Here is a 26,365-nt window from a genome sequence, read left to right on the forward strand (position 1 = left end):
CCCACTCTACAAGAACCTGAACGTATCACAAAGTACTTTTCGGACGATGTACTAGCCCCAAAATAAGCGTGTTGTGAGTCGCTTGAAGACCGCGAGCCGGTAACATCGGAAGCAGAGAGACCAGTGCCTTCGGCGCCCGTGCCGCGCTCGTGCTGTCTCGGTTGTCAGTGGCTCACGGCGTCGCTCCGTGTCTCTGCGCTGACGGTGAATAGCAGCCGGGTCTCTCTATCCCGGTTGTCACGCGGACCACACCGCCTCAGCATCGCAGGAGGCCGGCGCTGTGGTCGACGCCGCGGAGAAAGACGGGTTGCCAGGGCGTAGTGTCCAACAACTCGATCGAGGACGTTGATGCCAAAACGGCCTCAGCGACCGCTGACCTGCTCGACGTTCCGGCCACGACGAAGACCGCTTCGTGGCTCTGATACCCTGCTCGCATGGTTCCGCTCTTCCATCCGCTTCGCTTTTTTCTTGTCGCGCTGGCTGGCTGGATCAACCAGCAGCAGCGAGACGTCATCGACTATCTGCAGGAGGAGAACCGCGTGTTACGGGAGCAGCTCGGACCTCGGCGGCTCCGGTTCACCAACGATCAGCGAATCCGTCTGGCTGCGAAGGCCAAATCGCTCGGTCGACGCGCGCTGACGGAGATCAGGTCCATCGTGACACCGGACACCTTGCTCGCGTGGCATCGAGCGCTGATCGCTCGCAAGTACGACGGCCACCTGCGGCGCGGCCCGGGACGGCCACCCGTCACGGCGGAGATCCGCGAGTGGGTCGTCCGGATGGCGACCGAGAACCGCTCGTGGGGCTATACGCGGATTCAAGGCGCGCTCGCCAACCTGGATCACCACGTCAGCCGAGGAACCATCGCTAACCTCCTGAGGCAACGCGGCATCGAACCCGCGCCTGAGCGGCAGAAGCGGACGACGTGGCAGGAGTTCCTGACCGCCCACCGGGACGTCCTCGCGGCCGCGGATTTCTTCACGGTCGAAGTCTGGACCGCTGGAGGGCTGACGCGCTTCGCCGTCTTGTTCGTGATCGACCTGGCGACGCGACGCGTGGAGATCGCCGGCATCCTTCCGGAGCCCGACAGTGCCTGGGTGATCCAGTGCGGTCGCCAGGTCACCGATCCGGTTGATGGATGCCTGCGGCGGAAACGCTTCCTCCTTCATGATCGCGATCCACGCTTCACCGACGCGTTTGGTGACACGTTGGCGGCGGCCGGCATCGAGACGGTCCGCTTGCCGCCCCGTTCGCCAAATCTCAACGCGTACGCGGAGCGCTTCGTGAGGACGATCAAAGAATCGTGTCTGGACCGACTGATTCTCGTTGGCGAACGCTCGTTGCGCGCCGCGATTCACGAGTTTGTCAAGCACTATCACCACGAACGGAACCATCAGGGCGTGGGCAATCAATTGCTCTTCCCAGCCACGAGGACGGCTCATGGCAACAGCCCGATCGCCTGTCGTCCGCGGTTGGGTGGACTGTTGAAGTACTACTACCGACCTGCCGCGTAGAACGGCCTCACGAGTGTCCCTGACCTGCGCAGGTCCACGCGCCAGACGTGACGGGAGTCGCGTCGTTCGAATTCGCGTTCATCCAAGGGTAATAGACGGGCGCCACGAGTCCTCTAAGTGAGGGGACGGCAAGGCCCGCAATGGAGCATGTCGAGCGCGGGACTCTGGCCGGTGACTGCATCGTGGTTCGGAGCTGTCGACCAGATTGTTGGACATTACGCGGTGACTAAGTCGAAATGGCGAACGTTCTGGACTTCTGGACGGGTCGTTCCGTCGTCGTCATTCTTGCTTTGCCGTCCAACGATTAGGTCACGCACGCGCAAATGGGACAGAGCCTGTGCGTCGAGCGCAGCGGATTGTTCGGCGCTGAGCGCAAAGGATTTCCAGAGATCACCTCCGCTTCCTAGCAGGTCGCGTGTTTCTCGCGTGTTTCCCGCCTCTTGTGCGGAGAACCCGATGGCCCGATAGTGTGTGACATGAACGTTCCACCATGTCGATGAAATCGTGAGCATCCGAAAAATAGTTCTTGAAAGCTAACCTCACTTCGGCACTAGTGTCGGCGCGAACGAGCACAACGTCACTGCTGGGTATTTGTTCCTCAAGCTCGAACAACGCGCGAAGCGCCTCAGTCGCGTCTCTAAATGTCTTCACATCAAGCTCACCAGCTTCCGAGAAGATCAAGATGGCGTTGCGCTTCAGCGTTACCGCCGCCTTCGTAGCATTGAGGCCTGCAAGCGTGGCTAGGAGACCAAGCTCCTTGTCCAGGGCAAGAAAGCGTCGGACAACATCACGATCACCTAGCTCAGGGAACGGGCCAGTCGATTCCTCGTATGCCCGAGCGAGAAGCTCACTGGCGAGCGCCATTGCTTCCTGGTATCTGGTATCTCCTTGCTCGAACTTCGGTTGGTTCTCGGTGATGAATCCGATAACTTCGACGGCGGTAGCCCAAGCATGCTGGACAAGGGTCCGATATTGGATCTCGACTAACAGCCCCTTGAGAGGACGACCAACGGTGGAGTTGACGTCGTACTCGTATACGTCGTGAACACCGCGGTATCCAGTGCTCTTTGGACACGTGATGTAATCATACTTGTCGGTGTCATTCCGGCGTCGATGGTTGAAACGTGCGCCATGGAGTGTGTCACGAAATGCGTAGAGTTCGCTAATGGATGTAAAGATTAGCCGGCATCCAGCGACGTCGTCCATTCGAGCCAATTGCATGTTTGGGAAGCGGTGCAGTTTGCCGAATATCGTGCGCTTTCTTTTGTGCCGTTGAGCGACCGTAACACTCGTATCGCGGGTTCGTGTTCTAAGAATTGCTTGGAACGTGTTGAGTACGTTTCGGTGGGCCGCTCGCCAGGTATCGATGGCCTGGAGGTCCTGGGGCGTCGCCTTTCCAGTTCGAACGCGTGCACCGGCTCTGTTGACCCGTGACTTCGAGCCTCCAGGGAACGCGTCAGAATCGGACGGGCTCAAAAGGCCTTCCTTCCTAGCGCCAACGTTGAATGGGTGGATGCGTCGTTGCTGGCCACGGCTGCCGCACGCCCATCCCTCATACTACTGACCGGCGAATCGCCGCCATTGTTCGCGTCCGCTGCACAACTGGCAAGTCCTCTCGCGTCAGGTCCTCCGCGGGATTGCTTGACCTTCCGCCCGCGAAGCGGCGCCAGCGCGAAAGACCCGGTGGAGGTCGAAGCCGGAGGGCGCCAATGCGGCATCGCCGGGGTTCGTGTGGTTCCGTGTAGTTGCCCAGCAGCTACTGATAAGCCGCAGAGGTGCTGATGGCGGCGGGACAGCGACATCGCACTACGCTACGGCGTTTATCGGAGCTGTCCCCACGGACATTTTGCACTGTCTCGCGCGAGTTGTCATCACGCCGACGGACGCCCCGCATCGTCCTTGAGGAGTTGAGCGGCGTGAGCGAACGGCCGATGATCATCCGCATGGCGACCACCTCCCGCACGCAGCAACACTATGACCATCGGCTCCGGGGTCTCGTCCAACGCACCGGGACCTGACCATCGCCACGGATCTCGGCGTCCCGCGCTCGACGGCGCGTGGGTGGCTCGGCGCGACGCCGACGGTCGTGGTCAGTCTGGAGGTGGCCGACCTGACGGAGCCGGAAGTCCGGCAGGAGGTCCTGAAGCTGCAGCGACGTGTCGAGAAGCTCGCGGCGCTGCTCCGGTTGGCGCTGGCCTTGTTACACACCTCCGGGTTCACCCTGTCACGAGAGCGTCTACCGGACGGACACGCCAAGCTGCAGATCCTGCGCGCAGTGGATCGGGCGCGCGAGTGTATCCCGTTGCGAGCGGTCCTCCGGTTCCTGCGTATGTCGCCGAGTCGGTTTCACGCCTGGCGCCGACGGCAGACCGCGTGCGCGCTCGACGATCAGTGGTCTTGTCCTCGCACGTCACCCTATCGACTCACGCCCTCCGAGGTCCAGGCAATCGGGAACATGGTCACCTCGCCCGGGTACCGTCACGTCCCGACCGGCACCCTCGCCGTCCTCGCGCACCGGCTCGGCACCGTGTCGGCGTCGCCGTCGACCTGGTACCGCCTCGTAGGGCAGTACGGCTGGAGACGCCCCCGGCTCCGCGTGCATCCGGCGAAGCCGAAGCTGGGGCTGCGCACGACGGGAGCTGACGAGATGTGGCACATCGGCACCACCGTCATCCGCTTCCTCGACGGGACACGAGTCTATCTGCACGCCGTCATCGACAACGTCTCTCGACGGATTCTGGCGTGGCGCGTGGCCGACACGTTCGCACCAGTTAACAGCGTGGCCGTGCTGCTCGAGGCCAGTCGGGGCGCGACCCGTTCAGCGAGTGCCCCAGTCGTGTTGGCGGACGCGGGCGTGGAGAACGTCGACGCCCAGGTCGACGCATTGATCGCCACGGGCGTCCTACGCCGTCTGCTGGCCTTCACGGAGCTGACGTTCTCGAACTCGATGATCGAAGCCTGGTGGCGTTCCCTGAAACATCAGTGGCTCTTCCTCCACCCGCTCGATAGCGTCGCGACCATCCGCCGGCTGGTGGCGCGTTCTACGTCCACGAACACAACCACGTGCTTCCACATTCGGCGTTCCGAGGACAGACGCCCGACGAGATGTACTTCGGCACCGGGGACGCGGTGCCGGCGGACCTGATGTCACGCGCGGCCGCCGCGCGCCGAGCACGCGTGGAGGCCAACCGATCGGCGTCCTGCGAGACCTGCCCGTCACTCAACGCGGCCGCATGACCCCGGCGGCTGACCGCCGTTGCGATCGCGAACTCGTGCGCCTCGAGGCGATCGCCCAGAGAACCCGACCGCGCGCGTCCCATGAGGAGAGGCCCAGGACCGTCTCCAAAATCCGATCACCGTTCGTCTATCGATCGTGCCTTGCCGAATTGAATGGCGAGAACCCGCGCGCAGAAGTCCAGAATGTCCGTGAAGAGAACTCGGCTACTTGTTTGATTGTCGAGTTTCCATAATGCGTCGGCGATGAACGGCGCGAGTACGAGCGTGACGCTCGACTCCGGGATCAGCGCGCAGGGTCCGACCCGTCACGAGGTTTAACCTGGTTCCAGTCCAGCGAGCGTCCGGGCGGCACTTCCGGAAAGTACACTCCGGTTTCTGACCGGATGCTCATCTGATGGATCGCTTGGGGATCCGCGAAATTGCTCAATGTTTTGTGAGTCTCGCTCTGCGAATCCAGAGGAAAGACGGATTCACCGAACAGAATTGTTCACAACCCCGATCGGAGCGAATCTCGCTAAGTTGTTGAAAATATTGGCTCCTCAGGCTGGACTCGAACCAGCAACCCTCCGGTTAACAGCCGGATGCTCTACCATTGAGCTACTGAGGAACATCGGCAGGATCCGCGGCGCGTTGAACGCCAGACAAGACCATTCATTCTAGCGAAGCGCAGCCCAGCGGGTCAATGTCACATGAGGACGCCAGGCATCTTCGCATGCGTCCCGTCGGACCAACGCGTGCGGCGAACGCGTGAGCGGCCGCCTCGGCGAGGCGGCCCTCCCATCGCCCACCGTCTGACGCGATGGCCTCAACCAGCCCTGCGAGCGCTCATCACTCGACCCGATAGACGCAGCTGAAAGAACGTGCCGAGCACGCCAACGAGGAACCAGACGAGAACCACCCACTGGTGTTCTCCCGCCGAACGGAGCGGATAGGTCAAGAGTCCGAGCGCCCGATCCACCACACCTGCGACAGCCGGCTGGCGCCAGAGCCCCAAGCCGCCGGTGACGATGAGCCACGCGCCGCCGAACGCCGTGCAGAGCACGATGACGTATGGCTGGAGCGCAAGCGCGACGAGCGCGCCGGCGACCGTGCAACCCAGCACGAGTAGCGCCCCTGGTTCGTGGCCAAGGTTGGCGGCCCCGAAATGAACGATGATGGCCGCACCCGCCGCGCCAATCAGCGCGACGCCCACAAACTCGGCAAGCACCAGCAAAACAGCGCCCGCCAGGCCGCCCGCGACCAACACCAGCAACTCCTTGCCTCCGGTGGCCGTGGGGGCGAGGACCATACTGGTGAGCAGCGCGCCCAGGATGAACCCGCCCATCGCCAGCACGAAGCGAAAGATCCGGTGGCCCGCAAAGCACGTGAGCAGCCCGCCGAGCACGAACAGCACCGCCCCCGCTTGAAAAGACACTGGCAGCATCGCCCCGCATTATAGAAGGGTCAGGGAATCGGGAATCAGGAATCACCCTTCGAATGGGAAACAGGACACAGGAACCAGGCGGCGGGAACAGGCAATCGGGTCGCCGCCGCACGTCCGGCTGATGGCTCACAGCGTGCCGATTGCACGCAACCCGATATACTGGGCGCTTCATGGGTGCGGAAGAAACGCCCCATCGTGCTCGACTGACTGTGGGTGGCGTCGCCGCGGCTGTCTTCGGATTGGCGCTCTTCGTCTATACGGTCCACCAAACAGGCCTTGCCACGATCATCGATGGCATTGGACGCGTCGGCGGCTGGTTCCTCGCCATCCTCCTGCTCTCCGGCTTTCGGTATCTCGCCCGCGCCCGCGCATGGTCGCTGTGCTCGGAAGAGCCCCACGCGCTCCGCGTACGCGATACGTTCCCCGCCGTGGTCAGCGGCGATGCCCTCGGCAACTTGACACCGCTCGGCCTGATTGTCAGCGAGCCCACCAAGGCGGCGTTCGTGCGTCATCGCGTGTCGCTGATGACCGCCCTCGCCGGACTCGCCGTCGAGAATCTGTTCTACACCTGGAGCGTCGCCGTCGTCATCGTCGGCGGCTGTGTGGCGCTGCTGTTCAGCGTGGAGGTGCCGGCGTCCTTGCGTGCGCTAAGCCTCGCCGCACTCGGTGCGATGGTGGCGTTCATGCTCGTGACGCTGACGATGATCGGCGGCGATGTACGCCTGATCAGCCGGACAGTCGCGTGGCTGGAGCGGCGTAACCTATGCCCCGCTCCGCTTCGCCAGCGGCTCGACAAGCTGCTTGCCGTCGAGGCGCATATCTACGGCTTCAATCGCAACCACCCGAGCCGGACCCTTCCCGTTCTCCTGCTGCAAAGCGCCTATCATGCGGCCGGCGTCGCGGAAGTCTGGCTCACGCTGCAACTGTTGATGTCGGCGTCCGGCACTCGCGTCGAGGTCACGACCGGACCGGCGGGCGATGCAACGACAGTATTGGCGCAGCCGTCATTGCTCACCGCGTTTCTGCTCGAGTCGGTCAACCGCTTGATCAACGTGGTCTTCAAGTTCGTTCCACTCCGCCTCGGCGTGGATGAAGCAGGCACCGGTCTCCTCGCCGAAGTGCTCGGCTTGACGAACGCCACCGGTGTGACGCTGGCGATCGTTCGAAAGGCGAGGATGCTCGTCTGGATGGCCGTGGGTGTGGCGTTCCTCGCACGCCGCGGCCTGGCGCCGGTCGCAGGTCGGAGGTTCGAGGTCGGAGGTTCGAGGTAGGAGCTTCGAGGCTCGAGGTCAACTGGTCTGCCGGGCGGCGTGCGCGCGGTGTGACATAATTCGGCTGGAATGGCCGGCCAGTTAACGGGCGTTCTTTCGCCGCTGCTTCAGAACCGGCGCCTGGCCGCTGCCAGGTCGCATCTGGGTCGAGGACGACTCCTGGATTTCGGCTGCTCCGCCGGAGCGCTGGCGCGATTTGTCGAGCCCGCGCGATACCTCGGCGTCGATACGGATCAGGCGGCGCTGGCGCAAGCTCAGGCGCACTTCCCTGCGCACCGGTTCCTCACACTGGACGAGTTCGAGGCCTCGTCGACTGACGAGTTCGATATCGTCGCTGCACTAGCGGTCATCGAGCATCTCGCCGATCCGCTCGCTTGGCTGGAGAAGATGCGTCGGCGGCTCACGCCCCGCGGCCGACTGGTGCTGACAACGCCCGATCCCGCCCTTCAATGGGCGCACGAAGCGGGCGCGCGAGTGGGACTCTTCAGTCGTGAGGCGGCCGACGAACATCAGACGCTCCTCGATCAGCAAGCGCTTCGGACATTGGCAGACCGCGCCGGGTTCCAGCTCACGCGCTATCAGCGGTTCCTGTTCGGTGCCAATCAACTGTGCGTGCTCGAGACAACCAGCCGCTGAGGTGTGACGCGGTGGAGCAGCTCGCAGGGCCCCGCCTCTGAGAATCGTGAAAGTCATCATTCAAATTCCCTGCTACAACGAGGCCGCCGCGCTTCCGGTGTCCGTCTCTGCGTTGCCGCGCGAAGTGCCAGGGTGTGACGAAGTCGAGTATCTGGTTGTCGACGATGGCTCGACCGATGATACGGCGGAGGCCGCCAGACGGCTCGGCGTGCATCACGTCATCACGCACTCCGGCAATCGTGGACTAGCGGCTGCATTCATGACCGGTTTGACGGCGGCAATCGAGCGCGGCGCCGATGTGATCGTCAACACGGATGCGGATAATCAGTATTGTGCCGCTGACATCGCGGATCTCGTCGAGCCGATCCTCCAAGGTCGCGCCGACATGGTCATCGGCGCCCGGCCGATTGCGGCGACCGCCGACTTCTCGGTCGTGAAGAAAGCGCTGCAACGGCTCGGGAGCTGGGTGGTTCGCGTGATCAGCCGCACGTCGGTCGAAGATGCCCCGAGCGGCTTTCGCGCGCTCAGCCGGGAGGCGGCCATGCGGTTGAAGGTCTTCAGCCGCTACACGTACACGCTCGAGACGATCATCCAAGCGGGGCACAGCAACATGCGCGTGGTCTCCGTGCCCGTGCGGACGAATGCGCCCATGCGACCGTCGCGCCTCGTGCGCAGCATCCCCAGCTATGTGCTGAAGTCGGTCGTCACCATAGTCCGAATCTTCGCCACCTACCGGCCGCTGTTCTTCTTCTGGAGCATCGCGCTGCTCTTCGGCACGGTCGGCCTCATCTCCGGGGGCCGCTTCCTCTATTTCTGGACCATCGGACAGGGTCAGGGCCACGTGCAGTCAGTGATTCTCGCGGCAGCCTGCATGACATTGAGCTTCATCGCCCTGGTCATCGGCTTTGTGGCCGACCTGGTTGCCGTCAACCGCAAGCTCCTAGAGACCGTCGACTGGCGTATTCAGCACCTGAGCGAGCAGTGGCAGCCACGCGCGCAGAGCGCCGCACCGCAGCGTCACACATCATGGAGCGAGCCAACCAACCAGCGGGAAACTACTACGACAAGTACCACACGAGAAACCCGGTCGCGCGATTTCTGATGAACGGGTTCCTCGGGGCGTTCGACGATCTCGTCGGCCTCAGCGGCGCGAAATCGGCGATCGAGGTGGGATGCGGCGAAGCGGAGCTCTGCATCCGGCTCGCCAGCCGCGGGCTGCAGGTGCGCGGCTGCGACATCGCAGACGAGGTTCTCCCGATCGCGCGCCAACGGATCGAAGAGGCGGGGCTGAAGATCGACGTCTGGAGCGCCGATGTGCTATCGCTTGGACCGGAGCACACCGAGGAGCTGGTGGTGTGCTGCGAGGTGCTGGAGCACGTGGACGATCCCCGCCAAGCGGTACAGCGCCTGGCGACGCTGGCCAATCCTTTCTTGCTCGCGAGTGTCCCGCGCGAGCCGCTGTGGCGTGTGCTCAACGTCTGCCGTGGTAAGTATCTGGGCTCACTCGGCAATACACCAGGCCATGTGAATCACTGGAGCCAGCAGGCGTTTCTGGAGCTCCTTCGCTCGCACTTCGACGTCGTCGCGGTGCGCACGCCGCTCCCCTGGACGATGGTCCTCTGCCGGGTGAAGCACGAAAGATAGGGCGGGTGTTTCAGATGGTCGGGGGCGTTCGCCGACTCGGCGAGGCGGCCCTACCTAAATCTCGCGGCGGCCTTCGATCGCCTTGTGCATGGTGACTTCATCGGCGTACTCGAGGTCGCTGCCGACGGGCACGCCCATGGCGATGCGCGTCACGTGCACGCCGAGCGGCTTCAGCAGGCGCGCGAGATAAATGGCGGTCGCCTCGCCTTCTACATTCGGGCTGGTGGCGAGGATCACCTCATCGACTGCCCCGTCTTGGACCCGCGCGAGCAGTCCCTTGATCTTCAAATCATCGGGGCCGACGCCTTGGAGCGGAGAGAGCACGCCCATCAACACGTGGTAGACGCCCTTGAACTCGCGCGTCTTCTCGACCGCCACGACGTTCACCGGCTCCTCGACCACGCAAATCTGACGTCGGTTACGAGTGGGGCTTGTGCAAAAGACGCAGGGATCCTGCTCGGTGATGTTGCCGCAGGTCGAGCAGTGCCGCACACGGGTCTTGACGTCACGGAGCGACTGCGCAAGACGGGCGACATCCGCGTCGCTGGTCTTGAGCAGATGAAACGCGATGCGCTGCGCGCTCTTCTGGCCGATGCCCGGCAAGCGACGAAGCAGCTCGATGAGGTCGTTCAGCGGTACCGGGTAGGACACGGGCTCACATACCGGGCAGCTTGAGTCCGCCGAGACCGCCCATCAAGCCACCCATCTTTTGCGCAACGGCCTCGTCGACCTTGCGGTGCGCATCTGCCATCGCGGCCACGATGAGATCCTGCAGCATCTCGAGATCGCCTTGCGAGGCGACCTCGGGGTCGATCTTGATCTCGAGGAGCTGCTTGTGCCCGTTGACCGTGACATTGACCATACCGCCGCCCGCGGACGCCTCGAGGCGGAGATCCCCCAGCTCGCGTTGCAGGCGCTCTTGCATCTGCTGCGCCTGTTTCATCATCTGTTGCAGGTCCATCAGCCTTCCTTCAGCACGTCTCCCACGAATCCGGCCTCCGTCAACCTCGCCCGACCCGACCGCGGACGAGCCTACTTGATCTCTTCGACATCGTTGATCTCGGCTGGGAAGATATCCAAGAGCGTCTTCACGGCCGGCTCACTCATCACGGCTTCGCGCAAGCGCGCTTGCTCGGATGCCCGTTCTCCGATCGGCTCCTGGGCGGCTTCCTCGCCAGGCACCGCCTTGACCGTCATGGGGCGACCGAACTCGCCAGTGGCAATCTGCTCCAATCGCTGGCGCTCGGCGCGGCATCGCTCCAACTGTATGCGATTCGACGGCGCGTAGCTGAACGTAATCACGTCGCCCGACACCTCGATGCCCTGCGCGGGCAGCACGATCGTGCCGTGCAGGATGCGGTTCTGCTGACGCACGGCTTCTGTGAACGCGCTCAGTCGCTCGGCCGTTTCGAGGTTCGCGCGGCGAGGTTCGAGGGGCGAGGGACGAGGTTCGACGTTGGCCTCGCCGAGACCTGCGGTCGCCGCTCGCCCCTCATGCAGCGCCGGCTTCGCTGGCGCCAGCAGGTTCGAAGGACGCGGGGCGCGTGGCGCGGGCGCGCGGCTCACGCCTCCGGCTCCGGGGCGTGGTAGCGCGCCACCACCTCCGAGCGACTGGAGGAGATCTGTCAGCGGAACGAGCTTGCGCAGATGCATCCATCGGAGCAACGCCATCTCGAGGTGATAACGCGGCTGCGATGCGTACCGGATCTCGTTCTCCGCCTGCACCAGGACGTCGAAGGCGCGCAGGAGATCTTCGCGGGAACAGCGAGCAGCAAGCGCCTGGAGCCGATCCGCGTCCCCTGCCAGCTCCGCATCCTCGAGGCGTGACTGATCGATCTGCACGACCATCAGATCGCGGACCAGACCAATGAGCTCTTTGCAGGCGAGGCGGAGATCCTGCCCCACTTCCACGATCCTCCCGACGAGCTCGAACACATCAGCGGCGCGCTCGTCGACCACCGTCTCGACGATCTCGAACAGGACGTCGCGTCCAATCAACCCAAGGACGGTCGCCACCTGCTCTGCCGTGACGCGTGCTCCAGCAAACGCAATGACCTGATCGAACGCGCTCAGAGCGTCGCGCACGCTGCCTTCGGCAAACCGCGCCAGCAGCATCAACGCCGCCTCGTCTACCTCGACACCTTCCGCGTCGGCAATCTTGCTCAGGTGCTGCGCGATGGCGCGCGTGCCAACGGTTCTGAGCTCGAACTCCTGCGCCCGTGATCGAATCGTCTCCGGAATCTTGTGAAGCTCCGTCGTCGCCATCATGAAGACGACGTGCGGCGGAGGCTCTTCGATCGACTTCAGCAGCGCGTTGAACGACGCGTTGGAGAGCTGGTGGACCTCGTCGATGATGAAGATCTTGTAGCGGTCGCGGACAGGGGTGATACCGAGGCCTTCGATGATGATCTCACGGACCTTGTCGACCTGTGTGTGAGTGGCCGCGTCGATCTCGAGGACGTCGAGGTCCCGCCCTTCTGCAATCTCGACGCAAGCGGAGCAGACGCCGCACGGCTCCGGCACGGGCCCCTGCTCGCAGTTGAGCGCGCGCGCCAGGATGCGAGCGGTCGTCGTCTTTCCAATGCCGCGAGAGCCGGCAAAGATGAACGCCTGCGCGATGCGACGGCTGGTGATGGCGTTGCGCAGCGTCTCGGTCACGCCTTGCTGGCCGACCACATCGTCGAATCGCTTCGGGCGCCACTTGCGAGCGAGAACTTGGTAGGTCAAGGTCTGAGGTCAAAGGTTCGAGGTTAGAGGTTCGAGGTCCGAGGTGGTGGCCGGGCGCAGGTTTGGTGGCTTCGTCGAACGTGTCGGGTAGAAGGATCGAGGTTCGAGGTTGAACTCGGTGCTGGGTTCGCGCGGGATGGCTCGGGAGACGACTGGAGTTGCGCCCGCTACCATGTCGAACCTCAAACTTCAGCCTTCAACCTTCGGGCCTCACCTGCCACCACCTCGAATCGTAAACCCCGAACGCCCCGTCCTGCCCCCACCTCCAACCTTGAACCTCGGACCTCGAACCTCAAACCTTCCCTGGCCGGTCCCACCGCGACCCGGAGGATCTGCGGCACACGGCAGACACTCCTTAGCGCTGCTACCTTCCGGTCCTGACGCGGTTCGGAGGCTGGCGTTGCACAGGCCCCGGGCCGCGGTGCGACCGGCCATTGAGCGGGCCATGTCGAATGACCCAGATCAGCGAGTCTAACGTGACCGGCATGTGCGCGCAAGGGCAGGATTCGACGTCGTGCTCAGCCTCTGTGCTCGTCTCAGAGGCGCGTCTCAGAGCACGTCTCAGAGCACGTCTCAGAGCACGTCTCAGAGCAAGAGCATTTCGATGCGGTGCGCGTGAACGGTCGACGCGGCTGAGGACCAAGCAAAGATCGTGAATCGGCCGTCCTGTGAAGCCACGAGCGCGATGCTGTCTCGCTGATCGTGGACGAACTGCGCCGCGGCGAGATGTCGCGTTCCGCCGAGCTGCTCCGGACCGACCACCGCCGCCGCCGCGCCTTGAATCGGTTCCGTCACCATCACCTCAGCGACCTGCGCCCGGTCTTTGCGGCGTGTAATCTTCACACCAAACGCAAGCAAGTCGTACTCCGAGGTGAGCAGCGTGGCGCCGTCGACTGCGGTCAAGCCCGCAACCGCGGCTACGGCGCGATCGAGTGCCTCCTGCCACGGCTGGCTGCGCGTCTCATCAGGAGCGGCACGATTCAGGAACGCCAGCTCGGAGAAGGGAGGCGACACGGCGTACGGAATCGGGCGGACGATTGACTCTCGCCAGGTGTCGGTGCCCGCCGGCACGACGAGCAGGGATCCTCCCCGTCCGTGTGCGCGCATCGAGACGGCGAGCGGCACCAATAGATTGGACGAGTCGTTCCAGGCTGCTGCCGAGCACAGGCCGAGCATGCTCATCACGAGCGGCGGACAGTCCGGCAGCTTCCAGCCGTGCTCGTCCACCACCTTCACCTGGTCCCCTTCGAGCACCGCGACGTTGACGAACTTGCCTGATTCATCGCCGCGGTGATGTTTGAGGACGAGCAAGCCTGGCGCGGCGACCTCGAGCACGACCGACCACGCGGGCACGGTGTGGGTCGTGCCCCAGACGCACAAGCCGTGCTGACCTGGCCATACGCCCAGATGAATGCCCGCGCGCTCCACAGCAGGTGCGACGCGGGTCAGCGCCTCCGGACGAAGGAGCAGCGGCCGCTCGAACCTCAGCGGGTACGCGGCAACCTCTGGAGCGAGGAAGGCAAGCGAGATCCGCGGGAGGTACCCTTCTTCCCGTCGCAGGCTCGCCCAGAACGCCGCATCGATCATGTCTTCGATCGTCGCAACGTCCGGAAGAGAGGCGGCAGGCATCTCGCCGCGGCTGCGCGCCTCCGCGTGATGGCGAGCGAAGTACGCGTGCACGGCAGGCGAGACGAACCGGGCAGCTCTATACGCCTGTCCCGTCATCGGCGCCATCGAGGAGGTGATTGCGGCTCCCTGCGACATCCTTCTATAGTCTCATCGGCGGTCGCGATCGTGCCACGATTCCCCCTTGCAAGGACTCCAGGCGTCTCGCCAAGCTGAATCCCCCACAGGATCCGCAAGGGAACCGCTTTCGTCACCCCGGTGTCACGAGGTGCGCGCATAATATGTCTAGCTCATCGGTCTGGTGACCATCGCTCGACTGGAACAGGATCGCGAATAACCGGACGCGCGTGTGTGGTCCAGGAAGGAGTCCGGAGATGACCTCGACAATCTGGAGACAGTGGCTGCTCGCCGTCGGCCTGCTCCTCGGAGCGGCCACGGCCGCGCTCGCACAGTCGGATGCCGGCGGCTTGCGCGTGCTCGTCGTCGACAACACCGCTTCCGTGCTTCCAGGTGCGGATGTCACGGTGACCAACAGTGCGACGAATGTGAGCGATACGCGGGTGACCAACGCCGATGGCTACGCCAGCGTCTCACCGATCCCCCGTGGCACGTATGTGATTGAAGTCGCGCTATCGGGCTTCCAGACCGTGCTGACGCGGGAGGTGACCATCGGCGTTCAGCAGAGTCGCCTCGTGCGCGTCTCGTTGGAGGTCTCCCAGCTCGTCGAGACAGTCGAGGTCACCGCGCCACGGGCGCCGGTGCAATCCGAAGAGGGCTCCCTCGGACAGGTCATCCAGGGCGATGTCGCCGTGGAGCTGCCGCTCGCGGGCCGGCGATACACGGAGCTGGCGCTCCTCGTACCAGGCACGGCCGCGAGCACGATGACCGTCGAGACGCGCGGCCCCGGCTGGTTCGTGTCGAATGGCAACTACCACACGCAGAACAACTTCATGCTCGACGGCTTCGACAACAACCAGGGCACGCAGAACGCGCAGTCGCTCTCGGCACAGGTCGTGCAGCCCTCACCTGACGCCATCGGCGAGTTCAAGGTGCAGACCAACAGCTTCTCGGCCGAGTTCGGCCGCTCGGCCGGCGCGGTCGTGAACGTGTCGCTCAAGTCGGGCACCAACACCACGGGTGGGACGGCGTTCTACTACAATCGTGACAAGGCGCTGGCGGCGACGTCGTGGCGTGCCAACCTGATCGACGCCGAGAAGGAGGACCTGGACTGGAATCAGTTCGGCGGAACGTTGGGTGGGCCGATCCTCCAGAACCGCGCCTTCTACTTCACCTCCTACGAAGGCTTCCGACGCAACTTCTCGAACACGTTCCTGACGAACGTGCCCACTGACGCGCAGCGCAACGGGCAGTTCGCGACGAGCGTGATCGATCCGCTCACGGGCACGCCGTTTCCGAACAACACCATCCCACGAGACCGATGGGACCCGCTCGGTGCAGCGCTGATGGAGCTCTATCCAACGCCGACCCTGCCAGGGTCCCCGGCGGCCGGCGGCCGGGTGATCGAGAACTACGGTGTACAGCGTCCCGGTCAGGAGAGGACTCACAAGTTCGACCTGCGCACCGATTACGCCCTCGGGACGTCCGACCGCGTGATGGCGCGGTACAGCTTCCTGCAGCAGGACATCTATCGCGACGCCATCTTCGAGGGGCTGGGCGACGGCGTCGGCAACCAGGGTGAGCAGTACAATCGCAATCAGAGCGTGGGCGTGAGCTGGTCGCGGACCATCGGAACGAACATGGTCAACGAGGCGCGTGTGGGCTACAACCGCACGCATTCTCGGTTCGCGCATGCTACTGCCACCGCACAGACCGCCAGCGAGTTCGGGTTCGTCGGCCTGCCGGACTTCATGAGCACGACCGGCGGCTTGCCACTCATCTCGCCCAGCAACTACAACGGCCTGGGAACGCGGAACTTCCGGCCGCAGTATCAGAACCCGCACCACTGGCAGTTTCTCGACACGTTGACCATGGCTGTCGGCACGCACGCGATCCGCGCCGGGGTCGAGGTGCGCCTCAAGGACAACGAGCTGGTGGACATCGTGCGACGAACACCGGCGTACACCTTCACGGGCGAGGTATCGGGTGAGAGCATCGCCGACCTGCTGCTCGGCCTGCCGCGTACGTTGAGCGCGACCACGCTGCCCATCATCGACTGGGCCCAGCAGTCCTATGCCGGCTTCATCCAAGATGACTGGAAGCTCCGGCCGGACCTGACGCTGAACGTCGGTCTCCGCTACGAGTACACGACGCCCTACTACGGCGCGGGCGAGAACACCAACGTGAACTTCGACTTTGCCACCGGCGAGCTCGTGCTGCCGAGTGGCGGCGACAAGTACTTGATGGACTCCGATCGGAACAACTTCGGGCCGCGTCTCGGCGTTGCCTGGCAGGCGGTGCCCGATCGACTCGCCGTGCGCGGTGGCTTCGGCGTGTTCTACTCGATGGAGGACATGCGGGGCAGCGAAGGGATCATTGCCTTGAACCCGCCTGCCCTCGTCCAGGCGTCGCTCGTGGGCGCCGGCACCTCGTCGCCAATCGGTGTCTCCGATCCCTTCCCGTCGGATCTGCTCGCCGACTACGATCCGTCCACCGTCTCGGTGAAGGCGCGCGAGCGTGACCAGCAGGCGGCCAGGGTCTACCAGTGGAACGTGGCGAGCGAGGTTCTGCTCGGGTGGGCGACCACGTTCGAGCTCGCCTACGTCGGCAACGCCGGACGCAACCTGCTCACGATGGTCCCGGTCAACTCTGTGGAGTTTGGACAGGACGGAGCGGTGGCGGCCAATCGGCCGTACCCGGGCTGGCAACAGATTGAGAACGCGATCACGCGCGGCCAGTCGAGCTACCACGGGCTCCAGGCCAAGCTCGAGAAGCGTTTGTCAGGCGGCCTGTACGCGCTCGCGTCGTACAGCTACGGCCGGGCGGAAGACGAGGTGGGGGCCTGGGGCGCTGGCGCCAACGGCGTGCAGGCTCGCGTCAACCCGGACCTCTCGAACGTGGAACAGGCGCTGCGCGGGGAACGGGGCCCGAACGGCCAGATCCCGCGCCACCGCTTCACACTCTCCGAAGTCTGGCAACTCCCGATCGGTCGCGGGCGCGCGATTGGCGGTGACATGAACCCGCTGGTCGATGCCCTCGTCGGTGGCTGGCAACTGTCGACGATCTGGACCGCGCGATCGGGGCTGCCGGTGAACGTATCGCTCGCCGGTAACGGCGTCGACCCGAACACGGGCGAGAGCTACAGCTTCCTCAGCCGCAATGGCGGCTCGCTCAGGCCGAATCTCCTGGGGGACCCCAACCGAACGTCGGACGCGCACGCCGACCGCTTCGCGTTTCTCGACCCGACGGCCTACGCGCTCCAGCCGATCAACACGCCGGGAGACGCATCCCGCAACTCGGCGTGGGGTCCCGGGTTCTTCACGGTGGACCTCAGCCTCGTGAAGCGCTTCGCGCTGGGCGACCGGCACGCAGATGTGCGTGTCGAAGCCTTCAATCTGTTCAATGCGACGAACTATCAGAACCCGAACGGCACCTGGGGTGGGTCGAGCTTCGGCGTGATCAGCGACGCCTACGACCCGCGAGTGATTCAGCTCGCCGTGCGCTTCGCGTTCTGACCTTCGTGCCCGGGCGCTTGGGACCCACCGCCGTCGGGCTGAAGACGTCAGTTCTCAATTCGGTAGATCTCCCTCCGACCATGGTCGATGAGGCTGTGATAATCCGCCATGGTCTTCCGGAGGTTCTCGTTGGTCATGAGACGTTGCTCGAGGGCGAGTTTCCGCCAGGTCAGGCTAATCAGAAGAGCTTGTGATCATAGGCGTACGATGCCGCCATCCTTCAGATGCCAGCCTGCGTCGTGCACGAGCCAGGTCACGATCTGCAGAAGACGGCCCATATGCTATAGTTCGGGCCGGCTAGACCGATGAAACGCGTGTCGAACCGTCAACCCGTGGAAGGACGAGCCGAAATGTCGCCGAGGACGCTGATTGCCTCGTTCGCCCTGTTCGCGCTGTGTGCAGCGCCGGCCGCAGCCGGCCCGGAGCCGCCCGCCGGCTGGACCGACGGATACGTGATGGCCAATGGCATTCGCAGCCACTACTGGCGGACCGGCGGTGAGAACAAGCCAGCGCTCGTCCTGGCCCATGGATCATCGGATGATGGGTTGTGCTGGACGAACCTGGCGAAGGAACTGCAGGACGGGTACGACATCATCATGTTCGACGCTCGCGGTCACGGTCTCTCGGATCCCCCGACACCCGCGGATCCGCCGGCCGTGCAGGTGGAAGATCTCGCGGGGCTGATCGAGGCGCTGAGGCTGGAGCGTCCGATTCTGATGGGCCACTCGATGGGCAGCGCGTCGGTCGCGCACTTCGCAGCGAAGTATCCCGACATCCCGCGCGCCGTGATCCTCGAGGATCCTAGACTCGTGCGCCGGGCCGGCGCCGCGACAGCGCAGACGCAGGCCAGCCCGGAGGAGCGACGCGCGAATATCCTGGCACGCAACAACATGAGCGAGGCCGAGCTCGTGGCAGGCTGCATGGAAAACTCGCCGAAGTGGGGCCGGTCGGAATGCGAGCTCTGGGCGCCCTCCAAGCGCCGTCACCACCCGAACACCGTCTCGAACAGTCCGGCGTCGCGTCCGCCGATGAGCGAGTTGTTCGCGAAGATCACGGCGCCCACACTGATCCTCAAAGCCGATGCGCAGGGCGATCTTAGAAAACAGAACGAGGAGGTGGCTGCCAGCCTGCGGAAGGGGAAGATCGTTCACATCACCGGCGCCGGGCACAACGTCCGTCGTGAGAACAAGGCGCAGACACTCGAAGTGCTGCGGAGCTTCCTCAGCGAATCGTAGTCAGCCCCACGAACAGATCGTCGTCGTTCTCGACCGTGAATCGGTAGGCGTTCGCGTTTACTGGGGCTCTTTCCCTATGAGCTCGAGGGTTCAAGTTGATCCTGGCCCGGTCGGGACCGCATCACCGCGCTTCAGACTACGGCCAGACGACGTTGCATGAGGCCGTCGCCCGCGATCACGGCGTGGGTGTTCAAGTGACCGGTGTTCAGGCGCGTTTGACGCGCCCTCCAGCACCGCCGATCTTTATCTCTGTCGCCGCTCGAGAATCTCCTGCACCTGTTCTCTCGCCACCGGGAGCTTGTCGATGTTGTCGCGCAACCAGCCAGTGAAATCCTCCTCAATGGCGGCAGACCAGGCGGCGTCGATTTGACCGGCCGTGTACTTGCCCTCGCGCAGCCGTTGGTGACCGAATAGATCGCGCAGGCGTGTCAGCTCGAAGTGCTGCACCACCTGTTCCGCGAGTTGCGGGGGAATGAACATCACGCCGCCGTCGCGGCCCAGCACCACATCGCCGGGCATGACCGTCGCCTTGCCGATGCGAATCGGAGCATTGATGCCGATCATGGTTGAATTCAGCCGCGGACCGCTCGAGAGCGTGCTGAAGTGATGAGAGGGATCGTAGTGGCGGACGAACGCCACGAAGCTCTCCAGCTCGTTCAATCCACGGATGTCGCGCACGGCGCCATCGTAGACGATGCCGTTGTGGCTTCGGGCGTAGATGGCGTTCGCCACGTTATCGCCAACTGACGGCCCGTCCTCCTTCAGCCCGAAGTGGTCGCACACGTAGACATCGCCTGTCTGAAGCATGTCGACGGGCCACGCATTCTGGCCTCCGACGCGTCCATCCTTCTTGCCCTGCTCCTCAATCGCCTTGTGGATGTCGGGACGGCCGGGCAACCACTGAGCCGTCAGCGCGCGGCCGACCAGCACGTTCTCAGGATGAATCGAAAGCCACTCGTCCTCGTACTGATGGTTGAAACCGGCGGCGCGCAACTGGGCCCAGGCCTCTTCGAGCGTCACGGATTTCATGCGCTCCAGGATCTCGTCGGGAACCTTCGGCCGGCCGTCGGGAAAACGTTCGCCTTTCCAATCGGGCGTGTATTTGATCAGCAGCTCGCGGGTGAGGACTCCCGGCTGCGCGAAGGCATGTACCGCGGCCAGGGCCACCAGAGCGGCGGCACACGTCAATCGTGCCAGAACCCTTGAGAACCCGAAACTTGACACAAACGAGTCAAGTTTCCGGGTTCTCGAGTGAGCGTCGGGGGGCGCGGCCATTAGGTCGCGGCCTGCTAGAACGCGGCAAGAATCGAAGCGCATGGTTGCCTCATCACCGCTCACGAGGCGGGCTCCGCAGCCACGAACCACGGCGTCTTCGGGACCTGCGCCTTGCGGGTGACTTCCTCGTTCATGTCGACGCCGAGACCGGGCCGATCGGTCAGCGTCACGAACCCCTTCTGGATGATCTCGCCCTGTTGAACGAAGTTGCGCCACAGGTCGAGCCGCGGGATCCAATGCCACTCCAGCACCAGGAAGTTCGGCACGGCGGCGCAGACATGGCACGAGGCCATCGTCCCGATCGGCGACACCACACAGTGCGGCGCGAACGGCACGTAGTAGGTGTGCGCCATGTCCGCGATCTTCCGTCCCTCGAGCAGCCCGCCGCACTTCTGCAGGTCGGGCATGATGATGTCGGCTGCGCGCTTCTCGAGCACCTCGCGGAAGCCATGCCGCAGGAACAGGTTCTCGCCGCAGCAGATCGGTGTCGACGTCGACTCGCGGATGTCGCGCATCGCGTCGACGTTCTCGGCCGGCACTGGCTCTTCGAGGAACAGCAGCTTGAACGGCTCGGCTTCCTTGGCGACGCGCTTGCCGGTCGTCATGTCGTACCGGCCGTGCATGTCGACCGCAAGGTCCACGCGCTTGTCGAACGACTCGCGCATGAACGCGACCTTGTCGAGCATGTGGTCGATCTCGGCGTTGCTGGCCGTCCAGTTGACGCTATCCCACCGCATCGGATCGTTGCGGTCGTCGATGTCGATCTTCACGGCAGTAAAGCCGAGGTCTTTGATCTGCTGCAGCTTCTTCTCGGCCTCGGGGTCGTCCCGGTTGTTGGTCTGCGAGTCGCAGTAGATGCGAATCCGATCGCGCTGCTTGCCGCCAAGCAGCTGATAGACGGGCAGCTCGAGCGCCTTGCCGGCGAGATCCCACAAGGCGGTCTCGACCGCGGTCAACGCGGCGACGTACTGGCCCGCCTGCGCGCCAGCGAAAATGCCGGACGTACGGATCCGCTCGAAAAGAAAGTCGACGTTCAGCGGATCCTGCCCGACGAGGAAGCGGCGGAACATCCCGACGAGCGGCACGCCGCCCTGGACGGCGTCGGTCCCCTCCCCGTGCCCGAACAGGCCCTGGTCGGTGTAGACGCGGACGTGCAGCTGGTAACCGTGGCCCATCACCTCGGCGGTCCGCACGTCGGTAATTTTCAGTTTGGGCCGTCCATACGGCGAGGACGCTCGCTGCACCGCGGCACTCAGCGTGGGAACGCCCAGCAGCCCTATCGGCGCGAACAGCGCATTGCACATCAGGTCACGGCGAGTCAGTCGCGGCATGAATCGTCACCTCCTGCGGCGCCACTCCTACGTACGCGCCGCTCTCAGAACCCTTGAGGTACCGAAACTTGACTCTTGAGTCAAGTTTTTGGGTGCGTCAAGTGAGCGTCGGGGGGCGCGGCTGAAAGCCGCGGCCCGCTAGAAATTTACCTTCAACGCAAACTGCATGCTTCGGTTGTCCACGATCGTCGTCGTGATTCGTCCCGCGTTCGGGTCTCCGATGTTGTCGTTGGGGAAGCCGAAGCCCGGATGGTTGAACAGGTTGAAGGCGTCCCATCGGAGCTCGAGATTCGATCGGCCGGCGAGGCTGAATCGCTTCGACAGCGACATGTCGAAATTGACATGCCCCGGCGCGTACAGGATGCCGCGCCCCGAGTTGCCGTAGGTGTTGGGGGGCGGCGCCTGGAAGTCGGCGGGGTTGAACCAGAGGTCGACGGTGGGCTCGTCCAGCTTCCCGGAGCCGATGCGATCCGGCCAGCTCGGCGCACCGTTGTTGACGCCGGTCTGCAGGCTCACTGTGAACGGGCGGCCTGTCGTCACTGTCGTGATGCCGGCGAGCTGCCAGCCGCCCGCGATGCCTTGCAGCACGCCGCCGGCGTCCTGCAGCCAGCGGCGCCCCGCACCGAACGGCAGCTCGTACACATAGCTGATCACCGTGCGGTGACGCGTGTCGTACCCGGACGGCCCGTGCCACGCGTCCATGTTGGTGACGGTCTGCCCGCCGCCCACGGCCCCACCACCGCTGGCCGCCGCGCCGCCGTAGTCGAGCGACTTGCCATACGTGTAGCTCACCAGGAACTGCAGGCCGTTCCTGAAGCGCTGCTGGAGCTTGACCGTGCCCGCGTGGTAGGTAGACCGATTGCGCGGGTCGCACTGGAGCATGTTGCTCAGGCCGGCGACCTGCTGCATCAGGCGGCGGGACTCCAGCGACTCCGGCCCTGGCTGCACCTCGTTGGGGTTGTAACAGAGCGTGAGATGCTTCCCGGCGCTGCCGACGTACTCGAGCTCCACGAGCATCGAGGAGAACAGGTGGCGCTCGATCCCGAGATGCCACTGCTCCGCGTACGCCGTCTCGTTCTCGTAGCCGTGGCCAATCACACGCGGATTGGCCGCGAGGAGCTCCTCCGTTGTGCGCGGCTTGATGGGAACGATCAAAGGGAACGGATTGTCAATCGTCCGCACCTCGCTGAAGTCGAGCGGGTTGGTCTGGTGCTGGACGTTCTGCGAGATGGTGAACGGCACGTTGAGATGGTTCAGGTTGCCCGCGGCGTACGGGCTGGGGAAGTGGGTAATGCCGAAGCCGGTCCGCAGGATGGTCCTGAGGTCACCGGTCAGGGCGTAAGTCAGGCCCAGGCGCGGGGCGAAATTGTTGTAGCGCGTCTTCTTGTTCGCGCTGCGGGTTGTGCCGTCCTCGCCGGCATACACGAGGCGGAGCTCCTGGAAGTCGAAGTTCGCGAGGCGATTCTGGTCCTCGGTCGGCGGACGGAAGATCTCGTACCGCAGCCCCGCGTTGACGGTCAGCCGGCTGTTGACCTTGAAATCGTCCTGTACGAAGGCGGCCTGCTCGATGACCCTGAAGTTGGGTACTTCGAGCAGGAAGCCGCGTGACGCGTTGTTGAAGTTGCCCAGGAGCACGGCCGCGAGCCCCGTTCCGCCGGTGTTCGTCAGCGGGTCGTTCACAAAGCTCGTGCCGAACGTGATCTGGCTACGCGTGTTGTCGTGAATCATCGGCGACGGAAAGCGGTCGACGATGCGATAGCCGAACTTCACCTGGTGGCGCCCCTTGAGCCAGACCAGCGCGTCCTCGATCTGGTAGTGGAACTGCTTCGGGTTGACGGGCAGGAACGACGGACCGCCCGAGATGCCCGTGAAGTTCGTCACGTCGATGTTCGGCAGCCCCGACGTGATGTCGCTGATGTTGATCCCACGGATGCCCAGCGACTCGGCTGCGCGATGGCCAAAGTCGGACTGCGTGGTGAACGGCTCGGTCTTGGCATAGCCGACGCGGAGCTCGTTCACGAAGGTGGGACCGAGCACCTTCGAGTAATTGAACGCGGCGCCGTGGGTCGTGAGCGTCGTGTTCTGGATGCCCGCGACGAACGGGCCGAGGTCGAACATGGCGGCGGCATCCGGCGGGGTCGGCAGACAGCAGTTCGCCTGACCCTGGGGCGCATCCAGCCTGAACCGGCCGTAGTTGAACCGCACGAAGAACGAGTCGTTGTCCGTCACCCGGTGGTCGACGCGGCCGGAGAACGCGTTGTCGTTGATCTCGCGGTTGGGCGTGGAGATGAAGTTGTCGAAGTTGCCCGAGCCGGTGTTCGGCGTCGGATAGATGCTGGCAATGTTCCGCCCGACGGGGTGGATGCGATCCGGCGGGATGACGTTGTTCGGGAACGGATCCCGCACCACGCGTCCCTGCCCGTCCACCCGTGTCGTCAGGGGATCGTAGATCACGATGAGGTTGCCGTCCCGGTCGCGGTAGTTGCTGAAGTCGCCCAGCCGCGTCGCCGCGGTCGGCACCGTGTTGACCGTCGTCACGCCGCGCGTCTCCCGGATGCCAGCATAGTCCGCGAAGAAGAACGTGCGGTTGCGCCCGTTGTATAGCCCCGGGATCACGAGCGGCCCTCCGAGCGCTCCGCCGAACTGGTGGCGGTCGAGCGGAGGGACCGGGTCCTTGATCAGGGACCCGTCGGGCGCCACGGTCTTCCGCACGAAGAAGTTGCGCGCATCGAACGCGTCATTACGCAGGTACTCGAACACCGTGCCCTGGAGCTGATTGGCGCCCGACTTGGTGGACACGGACACGACGCCCGCGCCGCGGCCGAACTCCGCGGAGAAGACGCCCGTGAGCACCTTGAACTCACGGACCTGTTCGACGGACGGGGCGACGATGACCGTGTTGAAGGTGAACTCGTTGTTATCGATGCCGTCGACGAGCCAGCCGTTCGAGTTGGCCTGGTGGCCGAGCGCGTTGAAGTTCGACGCCCCGCGCGGGTTGAACGTGCTCGCACCCGACAGGTTCTCGTTGGCCTGCCCCGGCGTGATGGCCGGCACCAGGTAGACGAGCGTCGCGAAGTTACGGCCGTTCAGCGGCAGCTCCTTGACGGCCTTTTCCTCGATGACCGTGCCGACTTCGGACGTGTCGGTCCGGACGACTGGCGCACCGGCCAGGACCGTCGTGGTCTCCTCGAGCGCGCCGATCTCGAGCGTCGCGTCGATCCGCAGCCGATCGCTCACCTGCAGGACCAGGCCGCTGCGCACCCAGGACCTGAAGCCCTCCAGCTCGACCTGCACTTCATATTCGCCAGGCACGAGGAACAGCGCGGCGTAGGCCCCGTTCTGGTCCGTCACGAGGGTCGTCGCGGTGTTCCGGTTGACGTGTCGAATCGTGACCTGAGCCCCGGGCACGACCTGACCGCTCGAATCGGTGACGGCTCCGACGATGCTCCCGGTGGCAACCTGGGCGGAGGCGGCAAGGGGCGACAGCAACGTCACGAGCACGGGAACCACAGCAGCGAGACGCAAGGGCGCAAAGTAAGTTAGCACCATCACTACCTCCCAACAGACGCTCGCGCGTTCGAGGCGCAGTTGGCTTCTGGCCTGACAAGAAGAATCGATAATCGAGTACCATGAAACCGGGTCGGCGCGCAAGGGGAACCTGTTCCAGAACCGGTTCCAGGGACTCGGAAGGGGAAGCAATGAGGACGCTCACGCGTGGCGGTCTGGCGGTTCTCGCTGCGCTGGCATTTGCCGGCGGCAGGGTGATGTTGGCACAGGTGAAGACCGACGTCCCGCGAGTCGTTGAGGGCGCGAAGACAGTGACCGTGGAACACGTCAAGATTCACGGCGCGTCACTGGAAGGCAATCTCGAGGGAAACGCTGTCGAGCGCGAGACAATCGTCTTCCTGCCGCCCAGTTACGGGAAGGACCAGCGCCGACGGTATCCCGTCGTGTATGCGTTGCACGGCTATTCCATCGGGGCGGAAGAGTGGACGCACGAGATCCATGTGCCGCAAACCATCGAGGGGGCGTTCGCGCAGGGCGCGAGAGAAATGATTGTCGTGCTGCCCGATTCGAAGACCGTGCACAACGGCTCGATGTATTCGAGCTCGATCACCACGGGGGACTTTGAACAGTTCATTGCGCGCGATGTCGTGCCGTACGTCGACGCACGTTACCGGACGATTCCCCATCGACTGAGCCGTGGCTTGGTCGGCCACTCGATGGGAGGATACGGTGCGACGCGCATCGGCATGAAGCATCCCGACGTGTTCGGCAGCCTCTACATCATGAGCCCGTGCTGTTTGTCACCGCGCGCAGCCGGACCCGCAAACCCCGAGAATGAGAAAGCCCTCGAGGCCGTGAGAACCCCAGACGACTCGGCGAGGCTGCCTTTCTTCCTGCGCGTTCAGCTTGCGACGGCATCGGCATGGTCACCCAACCCGAAGAATCCGCCATTCTACTTCGACCTCTCGACGAAAAATGGTGCAGTGCAGACCGACGTCCTCGCCAAATGGGCGGCCAACGCGCCGCTGGCCTTTGTCGATCAATATGTCGGCAGTCTGCGCCAGTACCGCGGCATCTCGATCGACGTGGGAGACAAGGACCGCCTGCGGGCCGATGCCAGCAAGCTGCATGACGTCCTCGACAAATACGGAATTGCGAACGGCTTCGAACTGTATCCGGGCACGCACACGAGTGCGGTGGCCGATCGCTTCCAGCATCATGTATTGCGATTCTTCAGCGAGACTCTCTGTTTTCATGCCGGCTGTCGATAGCGACAGGATGTTCCGTCAGCGTCACCGATTCGCATT

The 26,365-nt window shown here is 64.1% G+C and carries 18 protein-coding genes, 1 tRNA gene and 1 other RNA gene; 9 read left to right on the forward strand and 11 right to left on the reverse strand.

Going from position 1 to position 26,365, the window contains the following annotated elements:
- The first annotated feature begins 434 nt into the window (after positions 1-434).
- Positions 435-1,514: a transposase gene (locus tag GEV06_19260; protein ID MPZ20031.1), complete on the forward strand. Its 1,080-nt coding sequence runs from the start codon at positions 435-437 to the stop codon at positions 1,512-1,514.
- Between the two features lie 390 nt (positions 1,515-1,904).
- On the opposite strand, the gene GEV06_19265 is transcribed toward GEV06_19260, so the two are convergent.
- Positions 1,905-2,990 carry a (p)ppGpp synthetase gene (locus GEV06_19265; GenBank protein MPZ20032.1) on the reverse strand — a complete coding sequence of 362 codons (1,086 nt, stop codon included), beginning with the start codon at positions 2,988-2,990 and terminating at the stop codon, positions 1,905-1,907.
- 610 nt (positions 2,991-3,600) lie between these two features.
- On the opposite strand from GEV06_19265, the gene GEV06_19270 reads away from it, so the two are divergent.
- Positions 3,601-4,659 (forward strand): DDE-type integrase/transposase/recombinase, encoded by a 1,059-nt coding sequence (locus GEV06_19270; protein ID MPZ20033.1) that lies wholly within the window; start codon positions 3,601-3,603, stop codon positions 4,657-4,659.
- Between the two features lie 624 nt (positions 4,660-5,283).
- On the opposite strand, the gene GEV06_19275 is transcribed toward GEV06_19270, so the two are convergent.
- Together GEV06_19275 and GEV06_19280 are read right to left on the reverse strand one after the other, a co-directional pair.
- A tRNA-Asn gene (locus tag GEV06_19275) sits at positions 5,284-5,358 on the reverse strand.
- A gap of 198 nt (positions 5,359-5,556) precedes the next feature.
- Entirely contained in the window at positions 5,557-6,174 is a 618-nt protein-coding gene (locus GEV06_19280) for a DUF4203 domain-containing protein (GenBank protein MPZ20034.1), read from the reverse strand.
- 170 nt (positions 6,175-6,344) lie between these two features.
- Between GEV06_19280 and GEV06_19285 the strand changes: the two genes are divergently transcribed.
- The 4 genes from GEV06_19285 (at position 6,345) to GEV06_19300 (ending at position 9,725) form a co-directional block, all read left to right on the forward strand.
- A complete protein-coding gene (locus GEV06_19285) occupies positions 6,345-7,445 on the forward strand; it encodes a hypothetical protein (protein MPZ20035.1) in 1,101 nt (366 codons plus the stop codon).
- Positions 7,446-7,514: 69 nt separating this feature from the next.
- Positions 7,515-8,081 (forward strand): methyltransferase domain-containing protein, encoded by a 567-nt coding sequence (locus GEV06_19290; GenBank protein MPZ20036.1) that lies wholly within the window; start codon positions 7,515-7,517, stop codon positions 8,079-8,081.
- Positions 8,082-8,127: 46 nt separating this feature from the next.
- Positions 8,128-9,183, forward strand: a complete 1,056-nt coding sequence (locus tag GEV06_19295) for a glycosyltransferase (protein MPZ20037.1) — start codon at positions 8,128-8,130, stop codon at positions 9,181-9,183.
- A complete protein-coding gene (locus GEV06_19300) occupies positions 9,108-9,725 on the forward strand; it encodes a methyltransferase domain-containing protein (protein MPZ20038.1) in 618 nt (205 codons plus the stop codon). Before GEV06_19295 ends, GEV06_19300 begins: the two co-directional genes overlap by 76 nt.
- A 54-nt stretch (positions 9,726-9,779) precedes the next feature.
- On the opposite strand, the gene recR is transcribed toward GEV06_19300, so the two are convergent.
- From recR to GEV06_19325, 5 genes are all read right to left on the reverse strand, one after another.
- Positions 9,780-10,376 carry a recombination protein RecR gene (recR, locus tag GEV06_19305; protein ID MPZ20039.1) on the reverse strand — a complete coding sequence of 199 codons (597 nt, stop codon included), beginning with the start codon at positions 10,374-10,376 and terminating at the stop codon, positions 9,780-9,782.
- Positions 10,377-10,380: 4 nt separating this feature from the next.
- Positions 10,381-10,686, reverse strand: a complete 306-nt coding sequence (locus tag GEV06_19310) for a YbaB/EbfC family nucleoid-associated protein (GenBank protein MPZ20040.1) — start codon at positions 10,684-10,686, stop codon at positions 10,381-10,383.
- A gap of 71 nt (positions 10,687-10,757) precedes the next feature.
- Positions 10,758-12,452, reverse strand: coding sequence for a DNA polymerase III subunit gamma/tau (gene dnaX, locus GEV06_19315; protein ID MPZ20041.1), 1,695 nt, complete (start codon positions 12,450-12,452; stop codon positions 10,758-10,760).
- Between the two features lie 318 nt (positions 12,453-12,770).
- An RNA gene (gene ffs, locus GEV06_19320) (signal recognition particle sRNA small type) lies at positions 12,771-12,869 on the reverse strand.
- A gap of 168 nt (positions 12,870-13,037) precedes the next feature.
- Positions 13,038-14,177, reverse strand: a complete 1,140-nt coding sequence (locus GEV06_19325) for a hypothetical protein (protein MPZ20042.1) — start codon at positions 14,175-14,177, stop codon at positions 13,038-13,040.
- Positions 14,178-14,452: 275 nt separating this feature from the next.
- On the opposite strand from GEV06_19325, the gene GEV06_19330 reads away from it, so the two are divergent.
- Together GEV06_19330 and GEV06_19335 are read left to right on the forward strand one after the other, a co-directional pair.
- Positions 14,453-17,710, forward strand: a complete 3,258-nt coding sequence (locus GEV06_19330; GenBank protein MPZ20043.1) for a hypothetical protein — start codon at positions 14,453-14,455, stop codon at positions 17,708-17,710.
- A gap of 305 nt (positions 17,711-18,015) precedes the next feature.
- The gene (locus GEV06_19335) at positions 18,016-18,945 is read left to right on the forward strand and encodes an alpha/beta fold hydrolase (protein ID MPZ20044.1); all 930 of its coding nucleotides are present in this window, start codon (positions 18,016-18,018) and stop codon (positions 18,943-18,945) included.
- Between the two features lie 243 nt (positions 18,946-19,188).
- Here the strand turns inward: GEV06_19335 and GEV06_19340 are convergent, their stop codons facing one another.
- The 3 genes from GEV06_19340 to GEV06_19350 all read right to left on the reverse strand — a co-directional run bounded on the left by GEV06_19340 (position 19,189) and on the right by GEV06_19350 (position 25,100).
- Positions 19,189-20,220: an RraA family protein gene (locus tag GEV06_19340; protein ID MPZ20045.1), complete on the reverse strand. Its 1,032-nt coding sequence runs from the start codon at positions 20,218-20,220 to the stop codon at positions 19,189-19,191.
- Positions 20,221-20,279: 59 nt separating this feature from the next.
- Positions 20,280-21,551: a mandelate racemase/muconate lactonizing enzyme family protein gene (locus tag GEV06_19345; GenBank protein ID MPZ20046.1), complete on the reverse strand. Its 1,272-nt coding sequence runs from the start codon at positions 21,549-21,551 to the stop codon at positions 20,280-20,282.
- Between the two features lie 138 nt (positions 21,552-21,689).
- Positions 21,690-25,100 carry a TonB-dependent receptor plug domain-containing protein gene (locus GEV06_19350; protein ID MPZ20047.1) on the reverse strand — a complete coding sequence of 1,137 codons (3,411 nt, stop codon included), beginning with the start codon at positions 25,098-25,100 and terminating at the stop codon, positions 21,690-21,692.
- 149 nt (positions 25,101-25,249) lie between these two features.
- Between GEV06_19350 and GEV06_19355 the strand changes: the two genes are divergently transcribed.
- On the forward strand, positions 25,250-26,329 hold the full coding sequence (locus tag GEV06_19355; GenBank protein ID MPZ20048.1) for an esterase: 1,080 nt from the start codon (positions 25,250-25,252) through the stop codon (positions 26,327-26,329).
- Positions 26,330-26,365 lie beyond the last annotated feature (36 nt).

It is taken from the genome of Luteitalea sp., from assembly GCA_009377605.1.
Classification (GTDB): domain Bacteria; phylum Acidobacteriota; class Vicinamibacteria; order Vicinamibacterales; family Vicinamibacteraceae; genus WHTT01.

Coding starts and splice junctions, on each gene's coding strand:
- GEV06_19260 (MPZ20031.1), top strand. CDS start 435: ATGGTTCCGCTCTTCCATCCGCTTCGCTTTTTTCTTGTCGCGCTGGCT.
- GEV06_19280 (MPZ20034.1), bottom strand. CDS start 6,174: ATGCTGCCAGTGTCTTTTCAAGCGGGGGCGGTGCTGTTCGTGCTCGGC.
- GEV06_19285 (MPZ20035.1), top strand. CDS start 6,345: ATGGGTGCGGAAGAAACGCCCCATCGTGCTCGACTGACTGTGGGTGGC.
- GEV06_19290 (MPZ20036.1), top strand. CDS start 7,515: ATGGCCGGCCAGTTAACGGGCGTTCTTTCGCCGCTGCTTCAGAACCGG.
- GEV06_19300 (MPZ20038.1), top strand. CDS start 9,108: ATGGAGCGAGCCAACCAACCAGCGGGAAACTACTACGACAAGTACCAC.
- GEV06_19310 (MPZ20040.1), bottom strand. CDS start 10,686: ATGGACCTGCAACAGATGATGAAACAGGCGCAGCAGATGCAAGAGCGC.
- GEV06_19325 (MPZ20042.1), bottom strand. CDS start 14,177: ATGACGGGACAGGCGTATAGAGCTGCCCGGTTCGTCTCGCCTGCCGTG.
- GEV06_19330 (MPZ20043.1), top strand. CDS start 14,453: ATGACCTCGACAATCTGGAGACAGTGGCTGCTCGCCGTCGGCCTGCTC.
- GEV06_19335 (MPZ20044.1), top strand. CDS start 18,016: ATGAAACGCGTGTCGAACCGTCAACCCGTGGAAGGACGAGCCGAAATG.
- GEV06_19340 (MPZ20045.1), bottom strand. CDS start 20,220: ATGGCCGCGCCCCCCGACGCTCACTCGAGAACCCGGAAACTTGACTCG.
- GEV06_19345 (MPZ20046.1), bottom strand. CDS start 21,551: ATGCCGCGACTGACTCGCCGTGACCTGATGTGCAATGCGCTGTTCGCG.
- GEV06_19350 (MPZ20047.1), bottom strand. CDS start 25,100: ATGGTGCTAACTTACTTTGCGCCCTTGCGTCTCGCTGCTGTGGTTCCC.
- GEV06_19355 (MPZ20048.1), top strand. CDS start 25,250: ATGAGGACGCTCACGCGTGGCGGTCTGGCGGTTCTCGCTGCGCTGGCA.